This window comes from Limihaloglobus sulfuriphilus, from assembly GCF_001999965.1.
Taxonomy (GTDB): Bacteria; Planctomycetota; Phycisphaerae; order Sedimentisphaerales; family Sedimentisphaeraceae; genus Limihaloglobus; species Limihaloglobus sulfuriphilus.
Genome location: NZ_CP019646.1, coordinates 3,070,724 through 3,094,096, shown reverse-complemented (window position 1 = coordinate 3,094,096; position 23,373 = coordinate 3,070,724). Strand labels below are relative to the sequence as shown.

General features: G+C 52.5%; 12 protein-coding genes. 5 read left to right on the top strand and 7 right to left on the bottom strand.

All coding sequences use genetic code 11. From position 1 onward, the window contains the following. The first annotated feature begins 98 nt into the window (after window positions 1-98). The 4 genes from SMSP2_RS11870 to uvrB all read left to right on the top strand — a co-directional run bounded on the left by SMSP2_RS11870 (window position 99) and on the right by uvrB (window position 4,353). Window positions 99-1,109, top strand: a complete 1,011-nt coding sequence (locus SMSP2_RS11870) for a DNA-directed RNA polymerase subunit alpha (RefSeq protein ID WP_146684262.1) — start codon at window positions 99-101, stop codon at window positions 1,107-1,109. Window positions 1,110-1,136: 27 nt separating this feature from the next. Then, on the top strand, window positions 1,137-1,703 hold the full coding sequence (rplQ, locus tag SMSP2_RS11865) for a 50S ribosomal protein L17 (RefSeq protein ID WP_146684261.1): 567 nt from the start codon (window positions 1,137-1,139) through the stop codon (window positions 1,701-1,703). After that, window positions 1,703-2,125 (top strand): HIT family protein, encoded by a 423-nt coding sequence (locus SMSP2_RS11860; protein WP_146684260.1) that lies wholly within the window; start codon window positions 1,703-1,705, stop codon window positions 2,123-2,125. Before rplQ ends, SMSP2_RS11860 begins: the two co-directional genes overlap by 1 nt. Before the next feature lie 173 nt (window positions 2,126-2,298). Further along, the gene (uvrB, locus tag SMSP2_RS11855; RefSeq protein ID WP_146684259.1) at window positions 2,299-4,353 is read left to right on the top strand and encodes an excinuclease ABC subunit UvrB; all 2,055 of its coding nucleotides are present in this window, start codon (window positions 2,299-2,301) and stop codon (window positions 4,351-4,353) included. A gap of 893 nt (window positions 4,354-5,246) precedes the next feature. Here uvrB and SMSP2_RS11850 read toward each other — a convergent pair. Further along, window positions 5,247-7,085 (bottom strand): ASKHA domain-containing protein, encoded by a 1,839-nt coding sequence (locus SMSP2_RS11850; protein WP_146684258.1) that lies wholly within the window; start codon window positions 7,083-7,085, stop codon window positions 5,247-5,249. A 317-nt stretch (window positions 7,086-7,402) separates the two neighbouring features. Between SMSP2_RS11850 and SMSP2_RS11845 the strand changes: the two genes are divergently transcribed. After that, window positions 7,403-8,779, top strand: a complete 1,377-nt coding sequence (locus SMSP2_RS11845; protein ID WP_146684257.1) for a UTP--glucose-1-phosphate uridylyltransferase — start codon at window positions 7,403-7,405, stop codon at window positions 8,777-8,779. 94 nt (window positions 8,780-8,873) lie between these two features. On the opposite strand, the gene SMSP2_RS11840 is transcribed toward SMSP2_RS11845, so the two are convergent. The 6 genes from SMSP2_RS11840 to SMSP2_RS11815 form a co-directional block, all read right to left on the bottom strand. Next, a complete protein-coding gene (locus SMSP2_RS11840) occupies window positions 8,874-9,650 on the bottom strand; it encodes a type II secretion system protein (protein ID WP_146684256.1) in 777 nt (258 codons plus the stop codon). A gap of 81 nt (window positions 9,651-9,731) precedes the next feature. Continuing rightward, window positions 9,732-10,547: a hypothetical protein gene (locus SMSP2_RS11835; protein WP_146684255.1), complete on the bottom strand. Its 816-nt coding sequence runs from the start codon at window positions 10,545-10,547 to the stop codon at window positions 9,732-9,734. A gap of 1 nt (window position 10,548) precedes the next feature. Beyond that, window positions 10,549-11,040 carry an RNA polymerase sigma factor gene (locus SMSP2_RS11830; protein WP_146684254.1) on the bottom strand — a complete coding sequence of 164 codons (492 nt, stop codon included), beginning with the start codon at window positions 11,038-11,040 and terminating at the stop codon, window positions 10,549-10,551. Window positions 11,041-11,276: 236 nt separating this feature from the next. Next, complete coding sequence (locus tag SMSP2_RS11825) at window positions 11,277-11,798, bottom strand: hypothetical protein (protein WP_146684253.1); 522 nt, start codon at window positions 11,796-11,798, stop codon at window positions 11,277-11,279. Window positions 11,799-11,904: 106 nt separating this feature from the next. After that, complete coding sequence (locus SMSP2_RS11820) at window positions 11,905-22,122, bottom strand: InlB B-repeat-containing protein (RefSeq protein ID WP_146684252.1); 10,218 nt, start codon at window positions 22,120-22,122, stop codon at window positions 11,905-11,907. Between the two features lie 327 nt (window positions 22,123-22,449). After that, window positions 22,450-23,340, bottom strand: coding sequence for an SDR family oxidoreductase (locus tag SMSP2_RS11815; protein WP_146684251.1), 891 nt, complete (start codon window positions 23,338-23,340; stop codon window positions 22,450-22,452). Window positions 23,341-23,373 lie beyond the last annotated feature (33 nt).

Here is a 23,373-nt window from a genome sequence, read left to right as displayed (position 1 = left end):
CAGGAATATAGAATATAATTTTGTAAGCAAGTAAACAGATGAGCAGGTTTCATAGGCCATGAAATTCTGCTGAGACCCTTGTTAAACCGGAGGCCACTATGAGAATAATATGGAGAGGTCTTGAACTTCCGACAAGACTTGAAATGGACCCGGAAGTCTCAAACGAGACTTACGGCCGCTTTATCGCCGAACCGTTTGAACGCGGTTTCGGTACAACCATCGGAAACAGCCTCAGGCGTGTTCTGCTATCGTCCCTTGAGGGCGCAGCAGTTACCAGCGTCAAGATAAAAGGTGCCGACCATGAGTTTTGCAGCCTGACCGGCGTTCTTGAAGATGTAACCAATATCATCCTCAACGTCAAAAAAATTATCATTGTCATGGACAATGATGTGCCCCAGACTCTCACCGTTAAGGCCAAAAAGGCCGGTGAAGTTACCGCCGGCATGATCGAGGGCGATTCCACCGTACGGATAATCAACCCGGACCAGGTGATCGCCACCCTTACAGAAGATGTCGAGTTCGAGATGGAACTCAACATCGAGAAGGGCCGCGGCTATTCGGCTGCAAGAGAACGTATCGCAGAGGCTGACAGGTACGAACAGGAACACGGACTTATTGAGATAGATGCTATTTACTCACCCGTTGTTCGTGTAAGATACCGCACCGAGGATACCCGTGTCGGTCAGCGTACCAACTACGATAAACTGATCCTCGAGATATGGACCGACGGTTCTACCTCGCCGGATATGGCGCTTGTAGAATCGGCCAAGATTCTGCGTAAGCATATTAACCCCTTCGTACAGTTCTCCGATCTTGGAGAAGAAACTGTCGAAGAGGAAGTTGTAATAACCGATCAGAAAGAAGAGCAGGAAAAAATGGACGAAGAGCTTCGCAAGAAACTCGAGATGTCTGTAAATGAGCTCGATCTTTCCGTTCGTGCGAATAACTGCCTTGAGTCGATCAAGGTCGATACAGTTGGTGAGCTGGTAAAACTTACCGAGGCGGAGCTTTTGAAGGTTCGCAGCTTCGGCAAAACCAGCCTTCGTGAGATCCAGAGAAAACTCGAAGACTACGGGCTTTCGCTGGGTATGACAGATATAGATTACTAAACCTGATATAGATACAAGGAAACGATAATGCGTCATAAAGTAAGAGGACGTCATTTAAGCAGGACAAGCGAGCACAGACTTGCGATGCGACGTAACATGGCTAGCTCGCTTTTCGAACACGAAACCATTTCGACAACCGTGCCCAAGGCCAAAGAGGTCAGGCGCTTTGCCGAGAAGCTGATATCACTTGCCAAGAAGGGCGACCTGGCTGCGCGGCGGCGTGCTATTGCTCTGCTCAACGACCGCGGAATTTTCGAGGATGTTGACGGAGAAATGGTTAAAAAAGGCACCGTCATCGGAAAGCTCTTCAGTGAAATCGGGCCCAAATACCTCGACAGGCCCGGCGGATACACCCGTATTATAAAGCTCTCCAAAAGGCGTATCGGTGATGCCAGCCCGCTTTGTCTGCTCCAGCTCGTAGAAGCCGGCAGCGGCAAAGAAGAGAAAACTCCAAAGAAAAAGGCAAAACCCGCCGCAGCGCCAAAGGCTGAAAAAGCTGCCGCAGAAGAAGCGCCGGCACAATCCCAGGAGCCCGCGACCGAAGCTGAACAGGCACCAGAGCCGGAGGCAGCTGAGGAGAAAAAGACTCAGTAATGTATGAACCCGACTGCATCTTCTGTAAAATTGCCGCCGGCGAAATACCCTGCGGCAAGATATACGAGGACGATGACATTCTCGCTTTTATGGACATAAACCCTATAAGCGACGGACATATACTTGTTATACCAAAGACCCACAGTGCACGGGTGCATGAGAGTAACCCCGATGTGCTTGCAAAGCTCGCCGCGAAGCTGCCCTTACTGGCAAGCGCCGTTATAAAGGGCCTTGGATGCAGCGGATACAATATCCTATGCAACAACGGAGCCGCGGCAGGGCAGGAAGTTGACCATGTTCACTTTCATATAATACCGCGAAACCCGGCTGACGGTGTCTTTACCCGCTGGCCGAAGTATCAATACCCCAAGGGGCGAAGTGAAGAGCTGCTCGAAAAGATTAAATCGCAGCTCAAGGCCTGACAACGATGATGAAAGGTTCTACGGGGTTACAAGATAATTAGATGTTATAAAAGAGCCGGTCAGTTTGATCGGCTCTTTTATTTTATTTCTGCCGCCGTAGAGGCGCAATGCTTGCGTCTCTTGAACCTGTATATTATAATGCTTGTGTTGCTGGAGTTTTTTATCAACACATTATGACAGATTTTCGGATACATTCACAATTTGAACCGGCCGGCGATCAGCCCGCCGCGATTGATTCGCTGGTACGCGGCGTTATCGCGGGCAAAAAAGGTCAGGTTCTGCTCGGAGTTACCGGCAGCGGCAAGACCTACACCATGGCGCATGTCATCAAGCGGCTGGGCAGGCCCGCACTGGTCATCTCACACAACAAGACTCTCGCCGCGCAGCTCTATGAGGAATTCAAGGAACTCTTTCCCGATAACGCGGTAGAGTATTTTGTCAGCTATTATGACTATTACCAGCCCGAAGCCTATATACCGCAAAGAGATATATACATCGAAAAGGACGCCAGCCGCAATGACGACCTCGACCGGCTGCGGCTATCCGCCACGACAAGCCTGATGAGCCGCGATGATGTAATCGTGGTCTCCAGCGTCTCGTGTATCTACGGCTTAGGCTCGCCGGAAGACTACAAAAACAGCATGGTTGCCGTTTGCGTGGGCGATAATGTCGAGCGTGACGATGTTTTGGGCCTGCTGGCGGACATACAGTATGACCGCAACGACATGGATTTTGCACGCGGCACATTCCGTGTCCGCGGCGATGTAATCGAGATCTGGCCGTCTTACGAATCGTTCGCGTACCGTATTGAGTTTTTCGGCGATGAGATAGAGGCGATACACTACATCAACCCAACCTCCGGCAAGGTACTGGCCTCCGAGAGCAGGGCGTTTATTTATCCGGCGGTGCACTATGTTATGCCGCCGGACAGGATAGAGTCCGCTGTCGAGTCTATAGGCACAGAGCTTGAGCAGCGGCTGATGGAGCTGCGCCGCGAGGGCAAACTGCTTGAGGCGCAGCGCCTTGAAGCACGAACCCGCTACGATATGGAGATGATACAGGAAGTCGGATTCTGCAGCGGAATCGAGAACTACGCCCGCCACCTGACCGGCCAGAAGCCCGGGGCAAAACCGTTTACGCTGATGGATTATTTCCCCGATGATTTCCTGCTGATAATCGACGAATCGCATGTTACCGTTTCCCAGATTCGGGCGATGTACGCCGGCGACCGCAGCCGCAAAGAGGTGCTCGTCGATCACGGTTTCCGCCTGCCAAGCGCACTGGACAACAGGCCGCTGCGGTTCGGGGAGTTCGAGGAAAAGCTCAAGAATGTGATATTCGTTTCGGCAACGCCCGCCGACTATGAGCTTGAGACCTCACGCGGCGAGGTAGTCGAGCAGATTATCCGCCCGACGGGGCTTGTTGATCCCCAGATTTTCGTCTATCCGGCAACAGGACAGGTTGAGCACCTGGAAAAAGAAATCAGAGAATGCGTGGCAAAGGGCGGCCGCGTGCTGGTTACGGTACTGACAAAGCGGCTGGCAGAGGACCTCTCGGCGTACCTGGCAGAGCAGGGCTTCAACTGCAAGTACCTGCATAGCGAGATTGATACGCTGGAGCGGGTTGATATACTGCGTGAATTGAGGATGGGCAGCTTTGATGTGCTGGTGGGCATCAACCTGCTGCGGGAGGGGCTTGACCTGCCCGAGGTTATGATGGTTGCGATACTCGATGCCGACAAGGAGGGCTTTCTGCGAAGTGAAACATCGCTGATACAGACAATAGGACGTGCTGCGAGAAACGTGGATTCTCGAGTGCTCTTCTATGCCGACCGCATGACCGGCTCGATGCAACGGGCGATTGACGAGACAAACCGCCGCCGCGAGATACAGCTCGAGTATAACGAAAAACACGGCATAACCCCCGAGACAATCCGCAAGGAGATACGCAAGGGACTCGCCGAGATACTCCGCGCCCAGAAAACCGCTCGCGAGGCCGTTTCAATGAGCGAGAGCGAATACGACATCACCGCCACCGCCGCCGAGATCGAAAAGGAAATGCTAAAAGCCGCCCAAGAGCTGGACTTCGAACGCGCTGCCAAACTCCGCGACCGGCTCAAAGAGCTCAAAGACATGCCCCAGATAGAAAAAAGCATCCCCTCCGCCGGCTCAAATTCCCCAACCCCCAAAAAAACCGGCAAAAAACGAAAATACCGCAGGAAAAAATAGAGAAGCCGGCAGGAAACTGTGCAAACGTGAAAACCGCCGGAAGGATTTCATTATACCTCAAGCCTGAAGGGCTTGGATAGCTTAGCCCGGGGCAACGCCCTGGGAACCTGTGCCGCCAATCAATCCCCTCAATTTTCCCTCTCCCCGCACCGCCGCCGGCGGTGCGGGGCAGAGCGAGGGGGAAAAGGCGATCCGCCTATACACATAGGGCGTTGCCCCATGCTAAGATATTTCGCACCTTTGGTGCTTGTGTTAGCAAGATCGTATGATATTTCGCACCTTTGGTGCTGATTCGCAACACCTTGTGCAATCCTGAAAAACTGCATAATCTTAACGTTAAGCTACGTCCGCGGCATATTCTCAAGCCTGAAGGGCTTGGATAGCTTAGCCTAGGGCAACGCCCTGGGAAACTGTGCGGCCAATCAATCCCCTCAATTTTCCCCTGCCCCGCACCGCCGGCGGCGGTGCGGGGCAGAGCGAGGGGGAAAAGGCGATCCGCCTATACACATAGGGCGTTGCCCCATGCTAAGATCTTTCGCACCTTTGGTGCTTGTGTTAGCAAGATCGTATGATATTTCGCACCTTTGGTGCTGATGCGCAACATCTTGTGCAATCCTGAAAAACTGCATAATCTTAACGTTAAGCTACGTCCGCGGCATATTCTCAAGCCTGAAGGGCTTGGATAGCTTAGCCCGGGGCAACGCCCTGGGAACCTGTGCGGCCAATCAATCCCCTCAATTCCCCCTCCCCCGCACCGCCGCCGGCGGTGTTTTTGTGTCGGGCTGGAAGCCCGACCTACGAGGGGGGTATCCTCCGTGTTTGAACATAGGGCGTTGCCCCATGCTATGATATTTCGCACCGTTGGTGCTTGTGTTGCCGCGTGAGTTTTGCCCTTATCCCGGGAAAATCATAGCCGAGGCGAATTCCATCTGAAAATCGGTGTCGAGTGAGAGCTCGATATGTTCGATCTTACCGCAGATAGAATCAATCAGATCGCGTGCTTTTATTGAGAGCAGCCCCAGCTCTGCCCCGGCCAGCGAGGCGTTGCCTATGTAGTCGATCTTTTCGCGGTCAATCTCCAGCGGCAGCAGTCCCGCTCTCTGTGCGCGGCTTCTTCTGATAAAGCTGCCGAAGCCGCCTGCCAGGAGCATCTTTGAAACATCTTCAAACCCGACGCCCGCTTTTTTGAGCATTATATTGACGCCGGCGCGGATAGCCCCGACCGCGAGCTGGAACTCTCGAACGTCTTTTTGTGTCAGGGTTATCTTCTCGCCCTGCGGTGTTTGTGCTATCAGAAATTCAGACTGTCCGTTATCGCCTTTTGTTATGCGTGCGGCGATTTTCGGAGGCAGCCCGTCTGAGTTTTCCGGGCTTATCATCTGTCCGGTCTGGTTCATCACGTTGATCTCGAGCAGGATCGCGATGGCGTCTATGAGTGCGCTTCCGCAGATTCCGACCGGCTCTGCGCCGCCGATAACGGTAAATGCGATGTCGTCATTTTCGATGTTTACCCTGTCAATCGCGCCGGCAGCCGCCCGCATGCCTTTTGATATCCGTGCACCTTCGAGTGCCGGCCCTGCCGCGGTGGAGGCGGCGTAGAGTTTCCCGCCGGCTAAGAGTATAATCTCGCCGTTTGTGCCGATATCAACCATCAGCACACATTCTTTTTCGTTGTATATTTCACTGGAGAGAATACACGCGCTGGTATCGCCGCCGACAAAGCCTCCGATAATGGGGAATAAGTACACCCTGGCCGCTTCATTGACCGGCAGGGCAAAATCCTCGGCTTCGAGCAGCAGCCCGCGTGAAAAAGTGGAGACAAACGGCATCTCCCCAATGGATTTCGGGTCAACTCCGGTGAAAAGCTGTTCCATTGTCGTGTTGCCGGCGATGGTAACTTCGTATATATTATCGGGTTGTACTCCGGTTTTTTCGCAGAGGTTCTGTATCAGTGTTCGCATACAGTTGACAATCAGTGTCTGGATTGTTTTGAGCCCTTCAGGCTCGCTGCCGCAGTAGTTGATTCTGCTGACGACATCATCGCCGCATTTTACCTGCGGATTCAATGCCGAATCAACCGCGAGACGGTCACCGTTTGTGAGGTCAAGTATCGCCGCGGCAACGGTGGTTGTTCCTATATCAACCGCGACACCATAGCAATTGTCGGTGGTATCGCCCGGCTCAAAATCTATCAGCTTGTTCTGGCAGACTGTCGCGGTGCCCTTAAATTGAGCTTCACGCAGTACAGCGGGCAGGCGGCGGAGGGTTTTGAGCCCGACCTTTGGCGGTTTGCAGTCTTTTTGACATACTGCCTCACACAGGCGGCGAAGATCGCTTCTGCCGTCTTCCAGGCTCGGCTCCGGCAGTTCGACGTATGTCTTCTTAACTGCTGCGAATATATGCCGCCGGCCGTTTGTGCTGCTGTCAGTGAGTATCTGGTGGGGCAGGCTGTCTCTGCTTTCGGTCAGGCGTATCCGCATATCGCCTGTAACCGTGGTCTGGCAGGCCAGGCGGAAATTCATTGCGATCTGCTCTTTGGTGAGCAGTTTTGTCTCTGCCGGCTGGGGTTGGCTGTGCCCCTCAATTATCCGCACAAGGCATTTGCCGCACGTACCCGCGCCGCCGCAGGGCATGGGGATATCAATACCGGCCCGGCTGAGGGCCTCTGATAGTTTCTGTCCCGGTTCACAGTTTATGATTTTGCCCGAAGGTTCTACTATTATTTCTGTCATTTTATGTCCGTTTCTATTTGTGTTATATTTACAATAATCATATAAGGATAATAACCACGGTGTTTTTGTCAATAAACGTTTTGTATCCGGCTTTGCCGTGAGGTGCACCAGCAACACCAGTGGAAACGTATAGCACACGCCTCTCCAGATTATTAAGGCGAAGAGAGACGCAAGCCCCGATGCAGCTCGAGGCGTCTCTGTCGGGGTTAAATTACAGGCATAAGTCCGCGGCAAATGGATTTTACTTGACCCTTTGGCGGGTATTTAGTTAAATAAGCCTGTTTTGATAACAGATTTGAAAAATTCAAGGATTTATCATGCTTAACTTTGAACAGATACAGGAAAAATTATCATCAATAAACCAGCAGCATCTGCTCAAATACTGGGACGAACTGCCCCAGGCCGGGCAGCAGTCTTTTCTTGCAGAGCTATCCGAGCTGGATTTTGAAAGCATCCCCGACTGGATACAGAATTACGTCACTGACAACAAACAGGGGCAAATCCCCTCCGATTTAAAACCCGCGCCGTACTATCCGGCAAACCCGCGTGAAGCCGACCAGGCACGGACGCTGGGCCGGCGGCTTATCAGCGAGGGCAAGGTCGGCGCATTCGTCGTTGCCGGCGGCCAGGGCACACGCCTGGGCTACGACGGGCCCAAAGGCTGTTATCCGGTCAGCCCGATAAGGAAAAAGCCGCTGTTCCAGATATTCGCAGAGAACATCCTCGCCGCCCGGCGAAGGTATAACGCGGTGATACCGTGGTATATCATGACCAGCCCGCTCAACAACGACGCGACAGTCAAATTTTTCGAGGATAACGGCTGGTTCGGCCTGGGCGAGGAGACGGTGTTTATCTTTATGCAGGGAACCATGCCCAATTTTGATTTTGACGGCAAAATCCTGCTGGCCGACAAGGGAAGCCTGGCAAAATCGCCCGACGGCCACGGCGGCAGCCTCAAGGCTCTACACCGCAGCGGGGCGAGTGCCCACATGGCAAAATTCGGTGTTGAATACATCAGCTATTTCCAGGTGGACAACCCGCTTATAAAGATTATAGACCCGCTTTTTATCGGCCTGCACGCTTTAAGCAACGCCGAGATGTCTTCAAAAGCCCTCAAAAAACGCGAGCCGCTTGAAAAGGTCGGAAACTTTTGCCTGGTTGACGGGCGGGTAACGGTTATCGAGTATTCAGACCTGCCCGAAGATGAAGCCGCGGCGGTAAACCCCGATGGTTCGCTGCGTTTTGAGCTCGGCTCGATAGCCATTCACATCATCAACCGCTCGTTTGTGGAGCGTCTATGCCAGGGCGGCAGTTTCCGCCTGCCGCTGCACAGGGCGGTCAAGAAGATTCCCTGTCTTAATGAAAACGGTGAGTTGGCTGAGCCGGCAGAGGAAAACGGCGTTAAACTCGAGACTTTTGTATTCGATGCCCTGCCGCTTGCACGCAGGTCAATTATCCTCGAAACGCTGCGGGAAGAGGAGTTCGCCCCTGTAAAAAACGCCCAAGGCAAGGACAGCCCGGAGGTAACGGCAAAGATGCTCAGTGAACGCGCCGCCAGGTGGATCAGCTCCGCCGGCGTAGAAGTGCCGGAGTGTACAATAGATATGAGCCCGCTGTTCGCCGCCATGCCCGAGGAGATCGACACAGCTAAACTGCCCGATTTCAAACCCGGCGGCGAATACGTGCTTGAATAACCGCATTGAGACTGCGAGTTAGTATCCGGTCTAACAATCAGAGCCGTTTTGATGCAGGCATGGGGGCTCTGGCACTGTCTTAGGTGTGCAGTGTTTAGTGCCGGCTGAAATAGAGCCGATTCGTGCCGGCCTGTTCTATCCAGTCGAGCTTTTCCCATTTGACCCAGGCAGCGGAGTTGTCCAGAAAGCCCATTACCAGCCCTTCGGGTTTGGGCGATATTTTATCTGAACCTGGCTCAATGTAAACACCCTTGCCGCCGCGTGTATGTGGAATCTTGGCTCCCCAGGATCCGCCCGCGGTGATGCTGTCCCAGTGAAAGCAGGTCATAAGTGTCGGGCTGGTACATCTTTCCGTTCCCAGGTCAGAGATTTTGGAGGGGGATTTGTATATTTTCCCGTCCGCCATTTTCGGGCTGTATATACTCCCGGGCTGATCAAAACGCGCACCGTAGTAGTTATAGCCGAGCCGCGTGCCGCCGACACGGAAGTTTTCATCATTAACCGCGGGGGGCTCATAAAAATACTGATCTTTCTCAAAATGCCATGATTTGCACATCGCCATCTCTTCTGTCGCGCCGTACTGCACGGCAAGGGTGAGGGCCATCTTGAAACTTACGTCAAGCCAGCCTTCTTCCCTGGTTTCATCTCCCCAGATGTTACCAACAGGCAGTTTTTGGTTGTTATCACTTGCGTACATGCCCCCCATAAGCAGACATTGCCTTATGTTTGATATGCACTCAACGCGGCGGGCCCTTTCGCGAACCCGCGAGATTGCGGGAAGCATAACCCCCATCAGCACGGCGATAATCGATATTACTACAAGCAGCTCAATCAGTGTAAAAGCCTTTTTCGGTGTTCTGTATGTGCGCATCTCTTATGTCTCCTCTGTGTGTGAAGTAAGTAATTTTTCTGACGGGCGGATTTTGACCTCCGCACTAATATCATCTAACAGTCATTGTATTTTCTTGTCAGCAGGCCGGTTCATAGAACTCATAAATCCGGACTCCCCGGGGATAGCTGTCTGGGTGTAGTCAAATATATACAGCAGATATTTATCCCTGGCCGAGTCTTCTGTAATTTTGAGCATCAGCGGCAGGCGTGAGTTGCGGCCTACTGTAATATTGATCTGCTCAAACATATCCTGATATGTCTTAGATGCCTGGAATTGATATATCAGGAAATCATCTCCGCAGTTAACCGGAACTGCGGCATCGATATCGTCAGCTTTGTACCGCAGAAAACCCTTTGTGAGTAAATCGAAGAAATCGCGGTATTGATTTAGGTTGTCTATCTCCGGAAACTCGCTCTCACTGATGCTTTTCTGTGAAAAGTCCTCGTTATATGTCATTTTTAGTTGGCCGTCGTCTCTTGAGAAGCCTTTTTCGGGCGAGCGGGTATATACGATTCCGTCTTTGTACCAGCCCTGCTCGTTATCAATGCAGACTGAATTATCAAACTCGAATTTATAAAAACTTACAAAATTCACTTTTGTTGTGTTCTGCTGGACAGATGCCCACGCGGTAGAGGCAGGGTCAAACCGTGAAGCAGCAAAAAAGAGACCTGCCAGCATAAGAACAGCTATACAGGCCGCCGCCGCGATTTTGGATGGGTTACATGAGAAAAACAGTTCCACTGTCCTGTGATACCAGCGGCTGGAAGAGTACATCTTCCCCAGGGCCGTCTCGACGATGTCGCGGCTGAGCGGCTCTGTAGGGGTTTTGTCTTTTAAGGCCTTTGAGGCCTGTTTTAGTTTGTCATAGTTATCCATATTAGCCACCAGTATATGCATTCAGGATGTCATTTAGTTTCTCTTTTGCCCGCACCAGAATCACGCCGACATGGTTTGAGCTGATTTTGAGCGTCTCCGCGATCTCCTTATAGCTTAGCTCGTCAAGGTATCGCAGAGAGAACGCCTCGGCTTCAATCGGTTTCAGCATGGCAAGAGCTTTTGTCAGCTGATCTGAAAGCTCACTCTCGCTGCTGTTAAAAACCTGGTCATTGCCTGCTGAATGTATGTTCTCGTCATATTCTACAGTGCTGGTTTCATATCTGCGGCGGACATTGTCGATTGCCCGTCTAAAAGCGATCTTGAGCAGCAGGCCCCGCGGGTTGGAAACGTGTCTGGTTCTTGAGTATCTCAGGAAATCCATAAAAGTATCCTGGAAACAGTCTTCCGCATCCGCTTTGTCAGCTACAAACCTGCGTATTGAACGCCAGACCGAATCGCCGTGTTCTTTAACTATTTTTTCGTAGTTGATCAAACAACCTCATTGAGCAGCTGTATTATTAGTTTTTTTAATGCTTATATATATATAGTCGTCTAAGGACATGAAAATATTACATAATTATATTTTTTTTATGGTTTTTTGAGATAGTAATACATGAGGGCGCAAGGGTACTTAGACTGCACAATAAATGCTAAAGCCATTGAGTAAAATGCACAATAACCTTTATTTCTGCTGAGCAGCCTGTTTTTAGCCGGAACAATAAGCCGTTTTTATGCTTTTCTTTTTTTTGCCGCAGCTATAACAGCCGGCAGGGCCAAAAGGGTAAATGTCATCGGCTCGGGGACAACTGTTGTATATCCCTGCTCAAGCGGGTTTGCGAAATCATTTACATCGACAATTTCATACGGCTGGCTTCCGGGTTCGCCTTCGCCAAGCCAGTTAAATGTAACCTTGAAGCCTGAAACGCTGTTGCCCTTGGCGATTGGCGGTGTGCCCTGTGCCCAGAGGTCAAAACCTCCGAAAGTTGCTGTAGCCGGTTTTGGCTGCCAGACAGCCGGATCCCAGCCAGCGGGCTGATGAGCGGCGGCGGCCTCTATAACTGAATATAGCTCCGGGTCGAAAAGTATAGTAAACTCTTCTATGCCGGCGTCCAGGCCGCTATTAACCACCGTGTAGGTAAATGTCCAGGTATTGCCCGAAACATTTGCCGGCAGGGCGGAAATATCGGTCATCGCGGCAAGGCCTGTTCCGCAGATAAGCGCAAAAAATACGCACGTACATAACTTCTTCATACATTCACTTCCTTTCTATAAGACTTCATTCTTCTTTGATATTTCATACCCGCCCCGCACGGGGGCGGAGCGGGTTTTCAGTTATATAAGCAGTTTATTATTCTGGTCAGTCAAATATTATCTGCCAGTTTTTCGCCAGTACGGCGTAATCCCAGAGGTTGACAATCCCGTCACCGTTGGGCGCGGGCATAATATCAGCCGCGGAGCCGGCCTTGAGCCAGTCATTGCCGAAGATGAACAGGTCGTCAATATCAACCCGCTTATCACCGTTAACATCGCCTGCTGCGCGGTTGCTCTCAAGCAGCAGGTAGCTGGTGAAGTCGAACGATTGGCCGGGCTCGGTTGCAGTGTCATAGAACATCTGGCCGTTAAGTGCCGTCGTTGGCAGATTCGTGGTCATATCCACCCGCAGCGCTATCGTATCTGTCTCGGCGGTTACTATTGAATCCGCCGGTATCGAGGCGATCGAGATACTGCCGTCGATAAGTTCTGCGTTGGACGTGGTAAGTACCATATCCGCGGTGAAATTGCTCACGTCAACACCCATCAGGTTGCGAAGTCTCGCGGCGAAGATGTAGTCGTAGGTTGTCCTTCCGGAGCGAACCTTATCAACCAGTACCCACGAGACAATGCCAACAGGGTTGACTTCTGTATTGCCCAGCAGCGACCAGCCGATCTCGCGTCCTGCCACACCGGAGTTGCCGAATGTGTCTTTGATCCCGGCGGCCTGTACCGTCAGCAGGTAATAGCCGTCGCCGAAATCAACGCCGCTCAGGTCGAGGTTGAAAGTAACATCATCGATCTGGGTTATGACAACGGGGCTAAGCTGTTTTAGCTGGCCCTGGAAACGCAGCATCAGGTCATGATAGCTGAACGTTGCCGGATCGATCGGCTCACTGAATACGACATTTATCGAGGGCATTACATTAACGATTTCGTTGTCCTCTACGCCTGCGAATTCTGAAACCTCCGGCGGGTTTGCGTCTTTCTGGATCAACTCGATGGTGTAAACCTCGGTTCCCGCTTCCGGGAAGCCGTCGAATATGTGGAGTTTGTCTTCATAGATTGTATCTGCTCCGTCGGGCATTGTCCGGTCGGTCAGCCAGCAGTTCCGCAGCGGCAGTTCACTGCCGTCGCTTCTTGTAACGCCGACGATCTCAAAATCGCCGCTGCCCGGGTCCGGCAGCCAGATATACTGCCAGCCGGCGTTTGCCGTGACGGTAATATCAACCGTGGATACGATGCCCGGGACGAAGTTGTCGGCGGTGCCTTGAACCTGTGCCACATCTGCAACCTGTCCGTCGGAGAAGTATATAGTGTCGGGCAGGTCATTAACGTTGAGCTCTGTCACCAGGAAGTCCGGCAGCTCATCGCCGTCGGCAACGACACTGCGTATCAGCTCGTGTATATCAACCTCTTTTATAAGGCTGATATCCGGGTTGCCCGAGCTGTTTAGATGGACAAAGCTGGCCTGCATTCCGATAAAGTGCCCCTGGAGCGTCGAGGTCAGCCACCACTGCGCGACCGCGCTGCTTTGGGCCTCTATATCTCCGAGGTTGACCTGGGAGAGCCCGTCCTCTGAGGGCAGGCCGTTAAGGGCCGCACCATCAAGATTGTAATCGAGCAGGGCAAAATCAATCATCAGGCCCTTCTCGTTCTCGAATATCTCCGGCTGTGCCGAGTCTATCCGGAAGTTCTTGGCAACGCCGTAGCCCTTGTTGACCACGAGAACCGCCATCTCTGCCGGCAGTATCGGCTCGACGATATCCGTAAACGGATCATCAGCATAGACATCGCGCTGGAGGAAGTAGTCCAGATACAGCTGCGGGCTTGGCTGAACCTCGAGAGCTACCGGGAACAGGTCCACCTCGACATGCTCACCGCTGAACGGGTCGGTGTAGGAGAGGATACCGCCGAAATAGTAGGTCTTGGCGAATTCCGGTGCTGCGCCGTATTCAGGTATAAACAGTACCACCGCGCTGCCTTCGGCGTCCGGTGCCAGGGTGCCTGTGCCGTCGATGCCGGTCATGACATCGAGCGATTGTGTCGATATCTCGAACAGGTCTGTGCTGATATTGCCGTCCTCATCTCTGACCACAAGGTCGAGCTGAATATCGGTCATATCGGTTGTCAGGTTTCCGTTGTAAAGGCTCAGTGTTCCCTCGAATGCCTCGCGGGTTATCGTGATCCTCTGGTTTATCCTAAGTGATACCACCGCGCAGACGTTGCCGGTGCCCTGCTCAACATAGTCGCGTATATAAATCAGCTGCGTCTCTTCCATGTCCGCCAGGCCTGCAAAACCGCGGCTCACGGCGTACTGGTCGGCAGCATTAACCGGCTGCATAATCTGTTCCATTACATCCGGTTCGATGAAATCATCATTGAGGCCTGCCGGAACGTCTAAGGCGTTTTCGTAGCCAAGATTCCAGTACTCAACACTTCTGTTCCACCTTTCGATGGTATATGCCACGTCCGCGGCGGAAACGGTTGTTGAAAGCTCGGCATAGGAAATAAGATCGCCTTCATTTTCCGGAGGGATGATAAATGTCACCGGATCCATAGAGCCGGAAAGCAGTTCAAGGAACCCGTCAAAGAGCTCATCTTCCCAGGCATCCGTGCCGACGATGTAGAATTGCAGCTCCCGCATCGCTATCATAGCGTCAACTATCTTTTCGGCGTCGATAATGCTCTGTTCAATATCCGAGGCTCCTGCCGCCTTGAGTGCCTTTTCGAGTCTTTCTTTAGAGCTCTTCATGGCAAGGCAGTTTTTCAGGGCTTCGAGTTTATCGTAATGCGGTATAAACGGTTTAGTTCCCTCCCATGCGGCTCCGCCGTAGTTGCCGCTGGCAAGATTGCTGCCAATGCCGACACCTGTGCCGCCGGCGCCTATAAACGGATTGAGGCCCAGCAGTGAGTCGATACACTTTATCGCCTCGCAGCCGTCGATAGTGTTGCCGACAGTCGGATTTGAATAGCCGCCCGATGCCGTGCCGGTTCCGCCGCCGCGGGATGGGGTTCCGCCGCTGGTTCCGCCGCCTGTGCCGCCGCCGATTGATCCGCCTAACATGCTCAGCAGGTCGCAGAGATGGCCGAGGAAGCGTATATTGTTGGAGGATTCATACACATTTCTGTATTCGGGACCGCAGAGATATTCCATCGCCGCCAGTATCGCCATGGTACAGGGCATATAGTCTTCCGGAGTTGCCATCTTCATATCGCTTGCAACTCTGGACATGCGTACCGGAACGACGATATTGCTCTTGGCCGGCAGTACGGGAATGTCAGTTACCAGTGCCTCAAAGAGATACGTCTCGACAGTCGGCAGTGTAAGCTCAACATTCAGGGCGTTTATCAGGCCGTGGTTGGTAACAACGACGTTAAAGATGTATTCCTCGCCGTAGTTGAGCTGCGGAACTTCTGAAGGCGCCTGAATAGTGATTACCGGTGCCGGAACGTTTGTCTCAAAATCAACAATCAGCTCAACGTCGTACTGATCCTCTATCTCGGTGCGTTTGACATCCCATGTATAGGTTATCGACTGGTACTGCAGGAATACAAGCTCGTCCGTTACGGTTCCGGGGACAACTTCGATGAAGTTCTGCCAGCCGGCGTGCTTGTCTGCTGTAACAGAGACGCTGTATTTGCCTATCGGCAGCTCGGGACTCTGATAAATACCGTTTACATCAGTCAGGCCCTCGTGGAGCAGCTCGCCGGTGTATGGGTTCTTTATCTTGACCTGGGCTCCTTCGAGATGCGGCTCGCCTTCAACGTAGTAGGTGTATTCATCGACAACGTCTATGAGTATGCTGCCGGTTTCTGATGAGACAGCCTCGAAGCTGAACGGCAGGATAACGCTGTTGGCGTTATCCGCGTTGATAGCGATAGAGCCGTTTATCGGTGCGTTGAACGGTACCGAATCGTCTGCGAACAGTTCAATTACCGCCGTTGTAGAGCCGCCGCCGGGAATTGATTCTACATATTTGGGGCTTATCAGCCTAATCCAGCTTGCCGCCGGCACATCGATTGTAATCATGCCGCTTTCGCCGCTGCCGTCGTTGCGTATCTTGAATTCTACAAGCCGCGGCTCAATGCGGTTCATCGTCGTGCTCAGTGTAGTCGGTTCGGCCTTGAGGTATCCCTTGACGCTTTCAGAGAAGTAGTAGCACGGAATATCGAAGGTAACACCCTCTGCGGAGGTTACACGAACTGTGATAACGTGATAGTCGTTGCCCTCGCTTACGCCGGTTGCCGTTACAGTGTAGTTTATCGAGGCAGTGCTGCCGCCGGGCAGAGACGATGGAGCGTTCAGCTGAATCTGGCAGTTATCCGGTTTATTGACCGCCTGAACAGAAACGCCGGTAAGATTGTCGTAACTGGGGTTAGTGATGCCGATTACGCCGTCTTTTACGTCGCCGACCGTCATGTCCCAGACGATGTGTGCGCTGGTTGTGCGTTTAATTCCCAGCAGCTCGAATGAGTCCTGTTCTTCGTAGCTGTTCATTCCCGGATAACATGCGCCGAGACTGTAGTGTCCCTTTTCGCCGGGCAGGGGAACAAACTCCGCGTAGAAATCGCCGTAGTCATCTGTTACCGCGGAGATGGTTCTTCTCATGCCGCCGACAACCGTGTAAACATCAAGCGGGACATTCGCCGCCGGAGTTACCCCGTCTGCCATTGTCGCCGTTCCGTAGATCGGTATCGGCTGCGGGGCGATCGCCGTTGCAACATCGGTCTGTGTGACGGCGCTGTATGCCGGCTGAATCAGGAAGTTGTCCGAATAGCCGGTGTTGTTGCCTTCATTGAGCTCTGCGAGTATCTTCTCGGAATCGGCAACGATTATGAGCTTGTAGTCTCCGGTAACCTCGGGTGCAGGTGCGGTCAGCGTTACTGTGATCGAGCCGTCCAGAGGCACGGTTTTGAGAGTTACATAGCTCTTGATCAGTTTATCGGTTGAAATGTTGTTATTTGTTGAGTAGTAAACCTTGACGGCGATACCTGCCGGGCTGTCCCAAAGGCCGATATTGTCCAGGTCAAAGCTGAAATCGAAATCCTCGCCTGTAACCACATCAGAGAGTATCTCTATGTTAGATATAGACAGGTCGGCCAGATTCTGGTCACTGACCAGCAGCCATGCCGTGCCGGAGGTGTAGCCCGCGGCGTCAACATATATAGATACCATCTGGCTGCCGTCTTCAATGCCGTCATCGAGTGTCTGAACCGGAACGTCAACGCCCGGCTCTCCGGCCGGTATAACGGCAGTTGCTGCAACAGATATCTCATCACCGCTGTCATGCGAGATGTTGACTGTTAAATCTTCGGTAAGCTCAACGAGATTATGGGTTATTCTCAGCACGCCTGCATTGAGCTTGTTCTCGGGCATGGTCGCCGGAACGGGCGTAACCTTGAGTGTCGGGCCGTCGTCGTCGAGTATGGTAAGGGCCGACTCGATCGCTGTGCCCGATGAGGGATCGAGAGCACAGCCGCACGATGCCACGAGTACCTTGCCGCTGATCATCACGATTCTTTCGCCGTCAACCATGCTGTTGTCCAGCGTTCCTACCATAAAGTTGGCAGAGGTCTGGCCGGCCGGTATGGAAACTCCGGTCGGGAGTATCAGGGCGTTGGGAACGTCGGCAGTGAGCTGAATATTTACAGGTTTGCTCGTGTCGGGCTCTGTTCTGGTAACGGTTGCAACAGCCGCGTTGAAGCCCGCCCCCTCGGATGCCTCCTGCGGGGCTATCGTCAGAACCGCTCCGGGTACATCGTCGTCATATACAAACAGTGTCGCGGTCGCCGGATTATAAGAGGGGTTGTTCGCGCGTATCTCGGCATTGCCGTCCTGTTCGGCGACATCGTCGTTTATGACAACAACGTCAAAGAATGCCGACTGCTCGCCGTCTAGAATCGTTACCGCGGCGGGTATGTCAAGCTGGCTAACCGGTGTTTTCTGCAGGTAAACCACAGTATCACCCACTGCCGGATAGTTGCTGTTTAAGGTCGCGGTGAAGATATCGCCCTCGTAGGCTTCCATCTGCGGCATTTGAATCGAAAGTGTTGGTTTCTCCGTGTCAATAACCAGTATCGATGCGTCCGCGGGCAGATAGCCTCCGGCGGAAACGGTAATTACCGCCGTCTGGTCGCCGTCGAGCAGACCGTCGTTAAGTACCGTCGCGAAGAACGCGGCGCTGGTCTGTCCTGCCGGTATCGTCACATTAGCCGGCACCGTAATCTCTGAGGTGTCGGAAGAGATGACAGATACGCTCAGGTTCTGGTTGAATGAGCCGTTGCGGCTTACTACGCATCTGATATTTGGTGTGGTTGTGTTTTCGCGGACCTCTTCGGCGTCAACCGTCAGGCCGAGTTCGGCTCCGCTGTACTGCGCTGTTACCGTCAAATCAGATGTAATGTTGGTTAACGAAGCGTCCCAGCCGGTGAATACCCAGCCGCTCATCGCTGTTACCGTCGGAGCGGTTGCGCTGCCGCCCTCGGGGACTGTCTGAACGGCGCTGCCGCCGGTTATCTCGCCGTGGTCGCCGGCCTGGAATGTTACTGTATATGCCGGCAGGTACTGTGCGGTGATTGTAACTGCTGCGGTTATGTTGGTATAATCAACGTCCCAGCCGACAAATGCCCAGCCGGAATCCGCGGTGATTGTCGGCGGTACCGCCGAGCTGCCGTGTGCTACGGCCTGCTGGGGTGAGCCGGCGGTTATCTGGCCGTGGTCACCGGCCTGGAATGTAACCGTATATGTATCAATCTCGAAGTTGGCTGTTATCGCACGCGGCTGATCCATCGTTACCGTTATCTGCCCGCCGTCTATGACCGCACCGGCGGTGTCGCCGCTGAAGCCTGTGAAATGGTGGAAGGCGTCAGCCTGGGCGTTTATAGATATTACATCACCCTGCGGGTGCCAGCCGTCCGGCACGTCAACGCTGCCTCCGCCTGCGGCGGCTGTATCGAGATAGTATTCTGTTTCCCAGTTCCAGGTTATCGAGGAATCAAGCGAGAGAACGAAGATTCCCGTGTCATTTCCGGCACCTGTCGCCGGAACGCTGCCGGTGCCTGTCCAGCCGCTGCAAAGGTAACGGGTAGTTCCCTGTGTAACCGGTGAGTTGACAGTGCAGCTTATCTCTGAATCGGGGATAAATACATTTATCCCCTCTGGCGGGTTGGCTGTGCCGTGCGCGGTTGTTACGGTAAGGCTGACAACCTCGACCGCAATCGCCGCCGAATCGGTAACGACGGTTCCGCTGCTGTCCACGGCGTTGAGGTATAGTGTGCCGCTGCCTGCGCCGAGCAGGGAGAAGAGCGTGTTATAATCTAAGTTCGGCGTAAGTTCGAGGCTGAATCCGTCTCCAATTTCACCGGCAGTTGCCGCGGGAGCGATGTCCCATTCGTACGCCAATGAATCGCCGACATCGACTGCGATATCAGCATCTGTTACGCTGCCGAGCAGCTCAACACTCTGACCGCTGGATATCGTTCCGTAATCGTCAGAACCGGCATCTACCGCGGGCGGTGTGTTTTGATAGGTTACGGTTGTAACTGCCGTGTCTGTCAGGGCATCGGCATCTGTTACGGTAAGGGCGACTTCTATATCGCTGCCGATCGCGAGGCCTTTATCTTTGGCCTGCTGGAGTGTGAGGGTTTCGCTGCCGTTAGTTCGGCCGGCATCATCGCCAATACCGTCATTGCCGATATCCCATTGCAGAGAAGCTATCGCCGCGAAGCCCAGATTTTGGTAGTCCTGGTCGTAACTTCCTGTAGCGTCAAGCGTAATATCGGTTCCGGACGCGTTGAAGGAGTAGTCTTCTCCGGGCACCGCTACCGGCGGCTGAAGTGCCGCGGAGGAGAAACCGGCATAGCGTACCTGGGCCTGAGAATAGTTATAAAAACCTACCCGACCTGTGCCGAGCGGTTCGGGGTCTGTCAACAGGCCGGTGTTGTACAGCTCTACGCCATCGCTTTCGCGGTTTATAATTACCCTTATCTGTCCGTTTAGCGGCTGATAAGAAAGGAAGAATTCATATACTTCATAGTCTTTCCAGCCCTTGTCGCTTGCGGTCAGGCGGTGCAGAACGGTGCCGTAAGAAGTTGTTTCCACGTCCCAATAGTTATAATTATTGGGGTCAGTAACCTTAACAACCTTAAATCCTGCCTCGCCGTAGCCCGTATGAGACTGGTTGGTCTGTTTCCAGCTTAAGAGATAGAACGGGCTGTCAAGTGTCGAGGGGTTGCTGTCGTTGTCGTTAAAGCCGAAAACGAAGCCGATATAGTCATCATCGCTGCCGGTTTCAACGGCGAATGTGCCCTGGAAACTCGAATCGGTCAGGTCAAAATCGCTGATAAAGAATGTAGGCTGGCCGTTAACGGTCTGTAATACGCTGAGCCCGTCAGCAGCGACGTTCCAGTTTCCGTTACTCGGGTTACCGTGTTTTGTCCAGTCTTTGAGGTCTGACTGAATGGGTTCTGTGGTTACCTCGAAAGTTCCTGTGTATGAGCTGGGGGTTCCGTCACCGTTGCCGTCAAGATAATTGCCAGCAGGGTCTGAAACGCCGGAGTTTATGGTGAGCGTATAAGTGCCTGTTTCCATTAAGTTTGCGAAAGTAATCTTCCATTTGTTTCCCTCGGTGTTCTGCACGTCATTCACGGCGACTGCTGCCGAATCAGGGTCTGTGATACTTATCTCAGCGGCAGTGAAAGTCTCCGCATCTATGGTCTCTGAGAATTCAACCGTCACAGAGCTGGTGCCCTGGGGCGTGAGCCCGTCGGGATCCTGTGAAATGACTTTTGGCGGAACATGGTCGGTCGCGGTAGATATAACTGCCGCGGATACTGCCGTGTTGTTATACTCGTCGGGGAATTCAGGGACAGTATCGTTCTTATCGGCAACCGCTATGAGGTATTTGTCGCCGGTAATATCATCTGGAAGCATTATTATTGCGTTCAAATCGACTGTCTGTGAGGTTTCCACCTGTATTGCTACGTTGTAAGTCTCGCAGAATTCGTCAGTTAATTCGTCAAAAGTCTCATCGTCAGATACATAGAAGTCTATGTCCCAGCCCGGCTGGAGGATGCTGTTGCCGGCGTTGGTTATATCGAGAGATACATTTATCGGCATACCGCCCCAGCCCTCAACGTCAGTGTTGAGGTTTGAAAGTGCTATATCCGGCAGAAGTATCTCGTCTGGTGTCGCCCAGCAGATGTTGTCCAGCGCAGAGGTGTCCGCGCCGCTGCCCAGGGTTATCACAACTTCGTAAATGCCGTTTTGGGCTATTTCGACAAAATATTGTGAGGCGTATCCTTTATCCGTTACGCTTTCGGTATATAAAGTCTCACCGGCTATATCGAAAGCGGTAACAGTTGCACCGATTGATTCGGCGTCAATTACGTAAGTCGAGAAATAATCGGTTGTTGCCGGTGTGAGGCTGACCGGGTCAACAAATTTTATGCTTAGAATCCCCTCCTCGGCGGGCTCTGTTGCGGGGTCGGCAAGAACGTTGCTTGCACTGACCGGCACAAACTCCAGCGGTTTGCTGGAAGTGGCGACAATGCCGCCGCTTAGTGTCTCGAATACCGCGCCGAGTGACTCGTACTGGTTGGTAACCGCTGTGCCCTCGGATAGCTCGTCGAAATATACCTTCTGCTCACACTGGCCGTCAGTACTGAGGAATGCGTATTCCTGGGGAATAACAGCCCAGCCGCCGGATGTGGCGGTACTCCATTGCAGCTCAACGCCGGATATGCCGACGCTGTTAGCGGCAAAGAGCTGGTAGTACGGGTATAACCCCTCGCCTTCGAAGGAGAGGTCGTAGCTGTACCACGTGAAAGGGTGTTCGCCGGAGGAGCCGAGGAACTGCTGGCCTATGACCAGGTAGTGTCCGTCGTCGCTGCCCTGGCGGATTGAGATATCAATCTCGGGGGTCGCGGGGTTCATATCAAGGTCGCTGGTGATTTTGAGGTTGGACGTCATTCGCATGATAAAGCCGGACGGGTTAAGGTTTTGAACCGATTCGGGCGCATAGACAGTGTCACTGAAAAACGCCGTGAATGAAGACGAGATTGATACGTCATTTCCCGGGTTTGGGAAGTTTATAACCGGACTCTGCAGGTCAGCGTCTGGCGTATAACCGTCCAGTCTTGAGGGAGTTGGGGTTCCGTTTCCGCCGATCAAAAACAATTCGCAGAAGAACCCGTCGCCGGAAACAACCGGAATATCGGTGGTTACCGCGTCACTGAGCGGAATCACAGTCGCGGCGAATAATGGCGTGGAAACAGCTATACAAACAATAGCAAATAATGAGGAAAGACTTTTCGTTTTCATTGCTCAAACTCCAAATACTGGTTTATCAGTTATTGAATGTTGATTTAAGAAATGAAGAGGCGCTCCGCTATAGACAATCCGCAGCGGTCAGCCCTGGAGGCAAAAGGAAGTCACAAACTCTCTATCTCTTATACCAAACATTACTTTTCATTTTTACACACTTCCGATTTGGTTAATCTGCTATACAGATATCCTACAATTGATTTTCAATATTATACAATAGTATTATAATATCTATACTTATGGATTGTCAATCTTTTTTTTAAAAAGTTTCTAAAAATAGAAACAATTTATCCGGCAGTTTAACTGGTGTTTACCGGTGATAGTTTACGCCCTCTGCCGGCGCATTGCGTTTAACCCCTCCGATACATCGGCTAAGCTGATACCAATTTTTTCAGTTAACTTCGATATGTTCATGGAGCAGTCTTTCGGGCGGTGGTCGTTAAACATTGCCGGGTCAATCTTTGACGGCTCTATGAGCGATTTATCAAAACCGAAAGCATCTGCCAGCTCGAGTCCGAATTCATAGCGGCTCAGCCTCTGCGGCCCGCCGGCGTTGTATATGCCTGTGAGTTTTGTATCTGCCGCCATTTTCAGCAGTATTCTGCACAAATCCTGCACGTGGATAAAAGAGCGGTATTCATCAGTGAAGAGTTTTACCCGTTCTGACGAGCCGAGTTTTTCTATCAGCGATTCGGCGAAGTTCTTTTTATTGTTAATGTTGCATCCGTAAACGGTTGCGCTTCTGGCGATACACAAATTGTCGCAGAACCGGATCGCCATCTCCTCGCCTGCAAGTTTGCTTCTGCCGTAATGACAGCTCGCGGCGGCGGTATCCGTTTCGCTGTAAAGCGAGCCTTCGCCGTCATAGACCAGGTCGGTGGAGATATACACCAGCTTAGCGCCGTACTGGCCGGCAGCGATTGCCATGTTTTTTGTTCCATCGGCGTTCATTTTCATGGCTAATTCGGGCTTTTCCGCGGATGAACGGGTATCGCTTAGAGCCGCGGCATGTATGATCGCGACGGGCCTTATCCGGGATATTACGCTTTGGACGTTTTCAAGGTCGGCTATATCTAAGGCAACCTCTCTGGCCGGCAGAGCCGGATTTATCCGGGTTTTGTGTGTGGTAACATATACATCCCACTGCCGGCGCGCAAGCATCGCGCAGTTAGCTCCAACAAAACCCGCCCCGCCGGTAATCAGAATCTTTTTCATAGCTTCCTTAATATTATTAGACTTTTGATATCC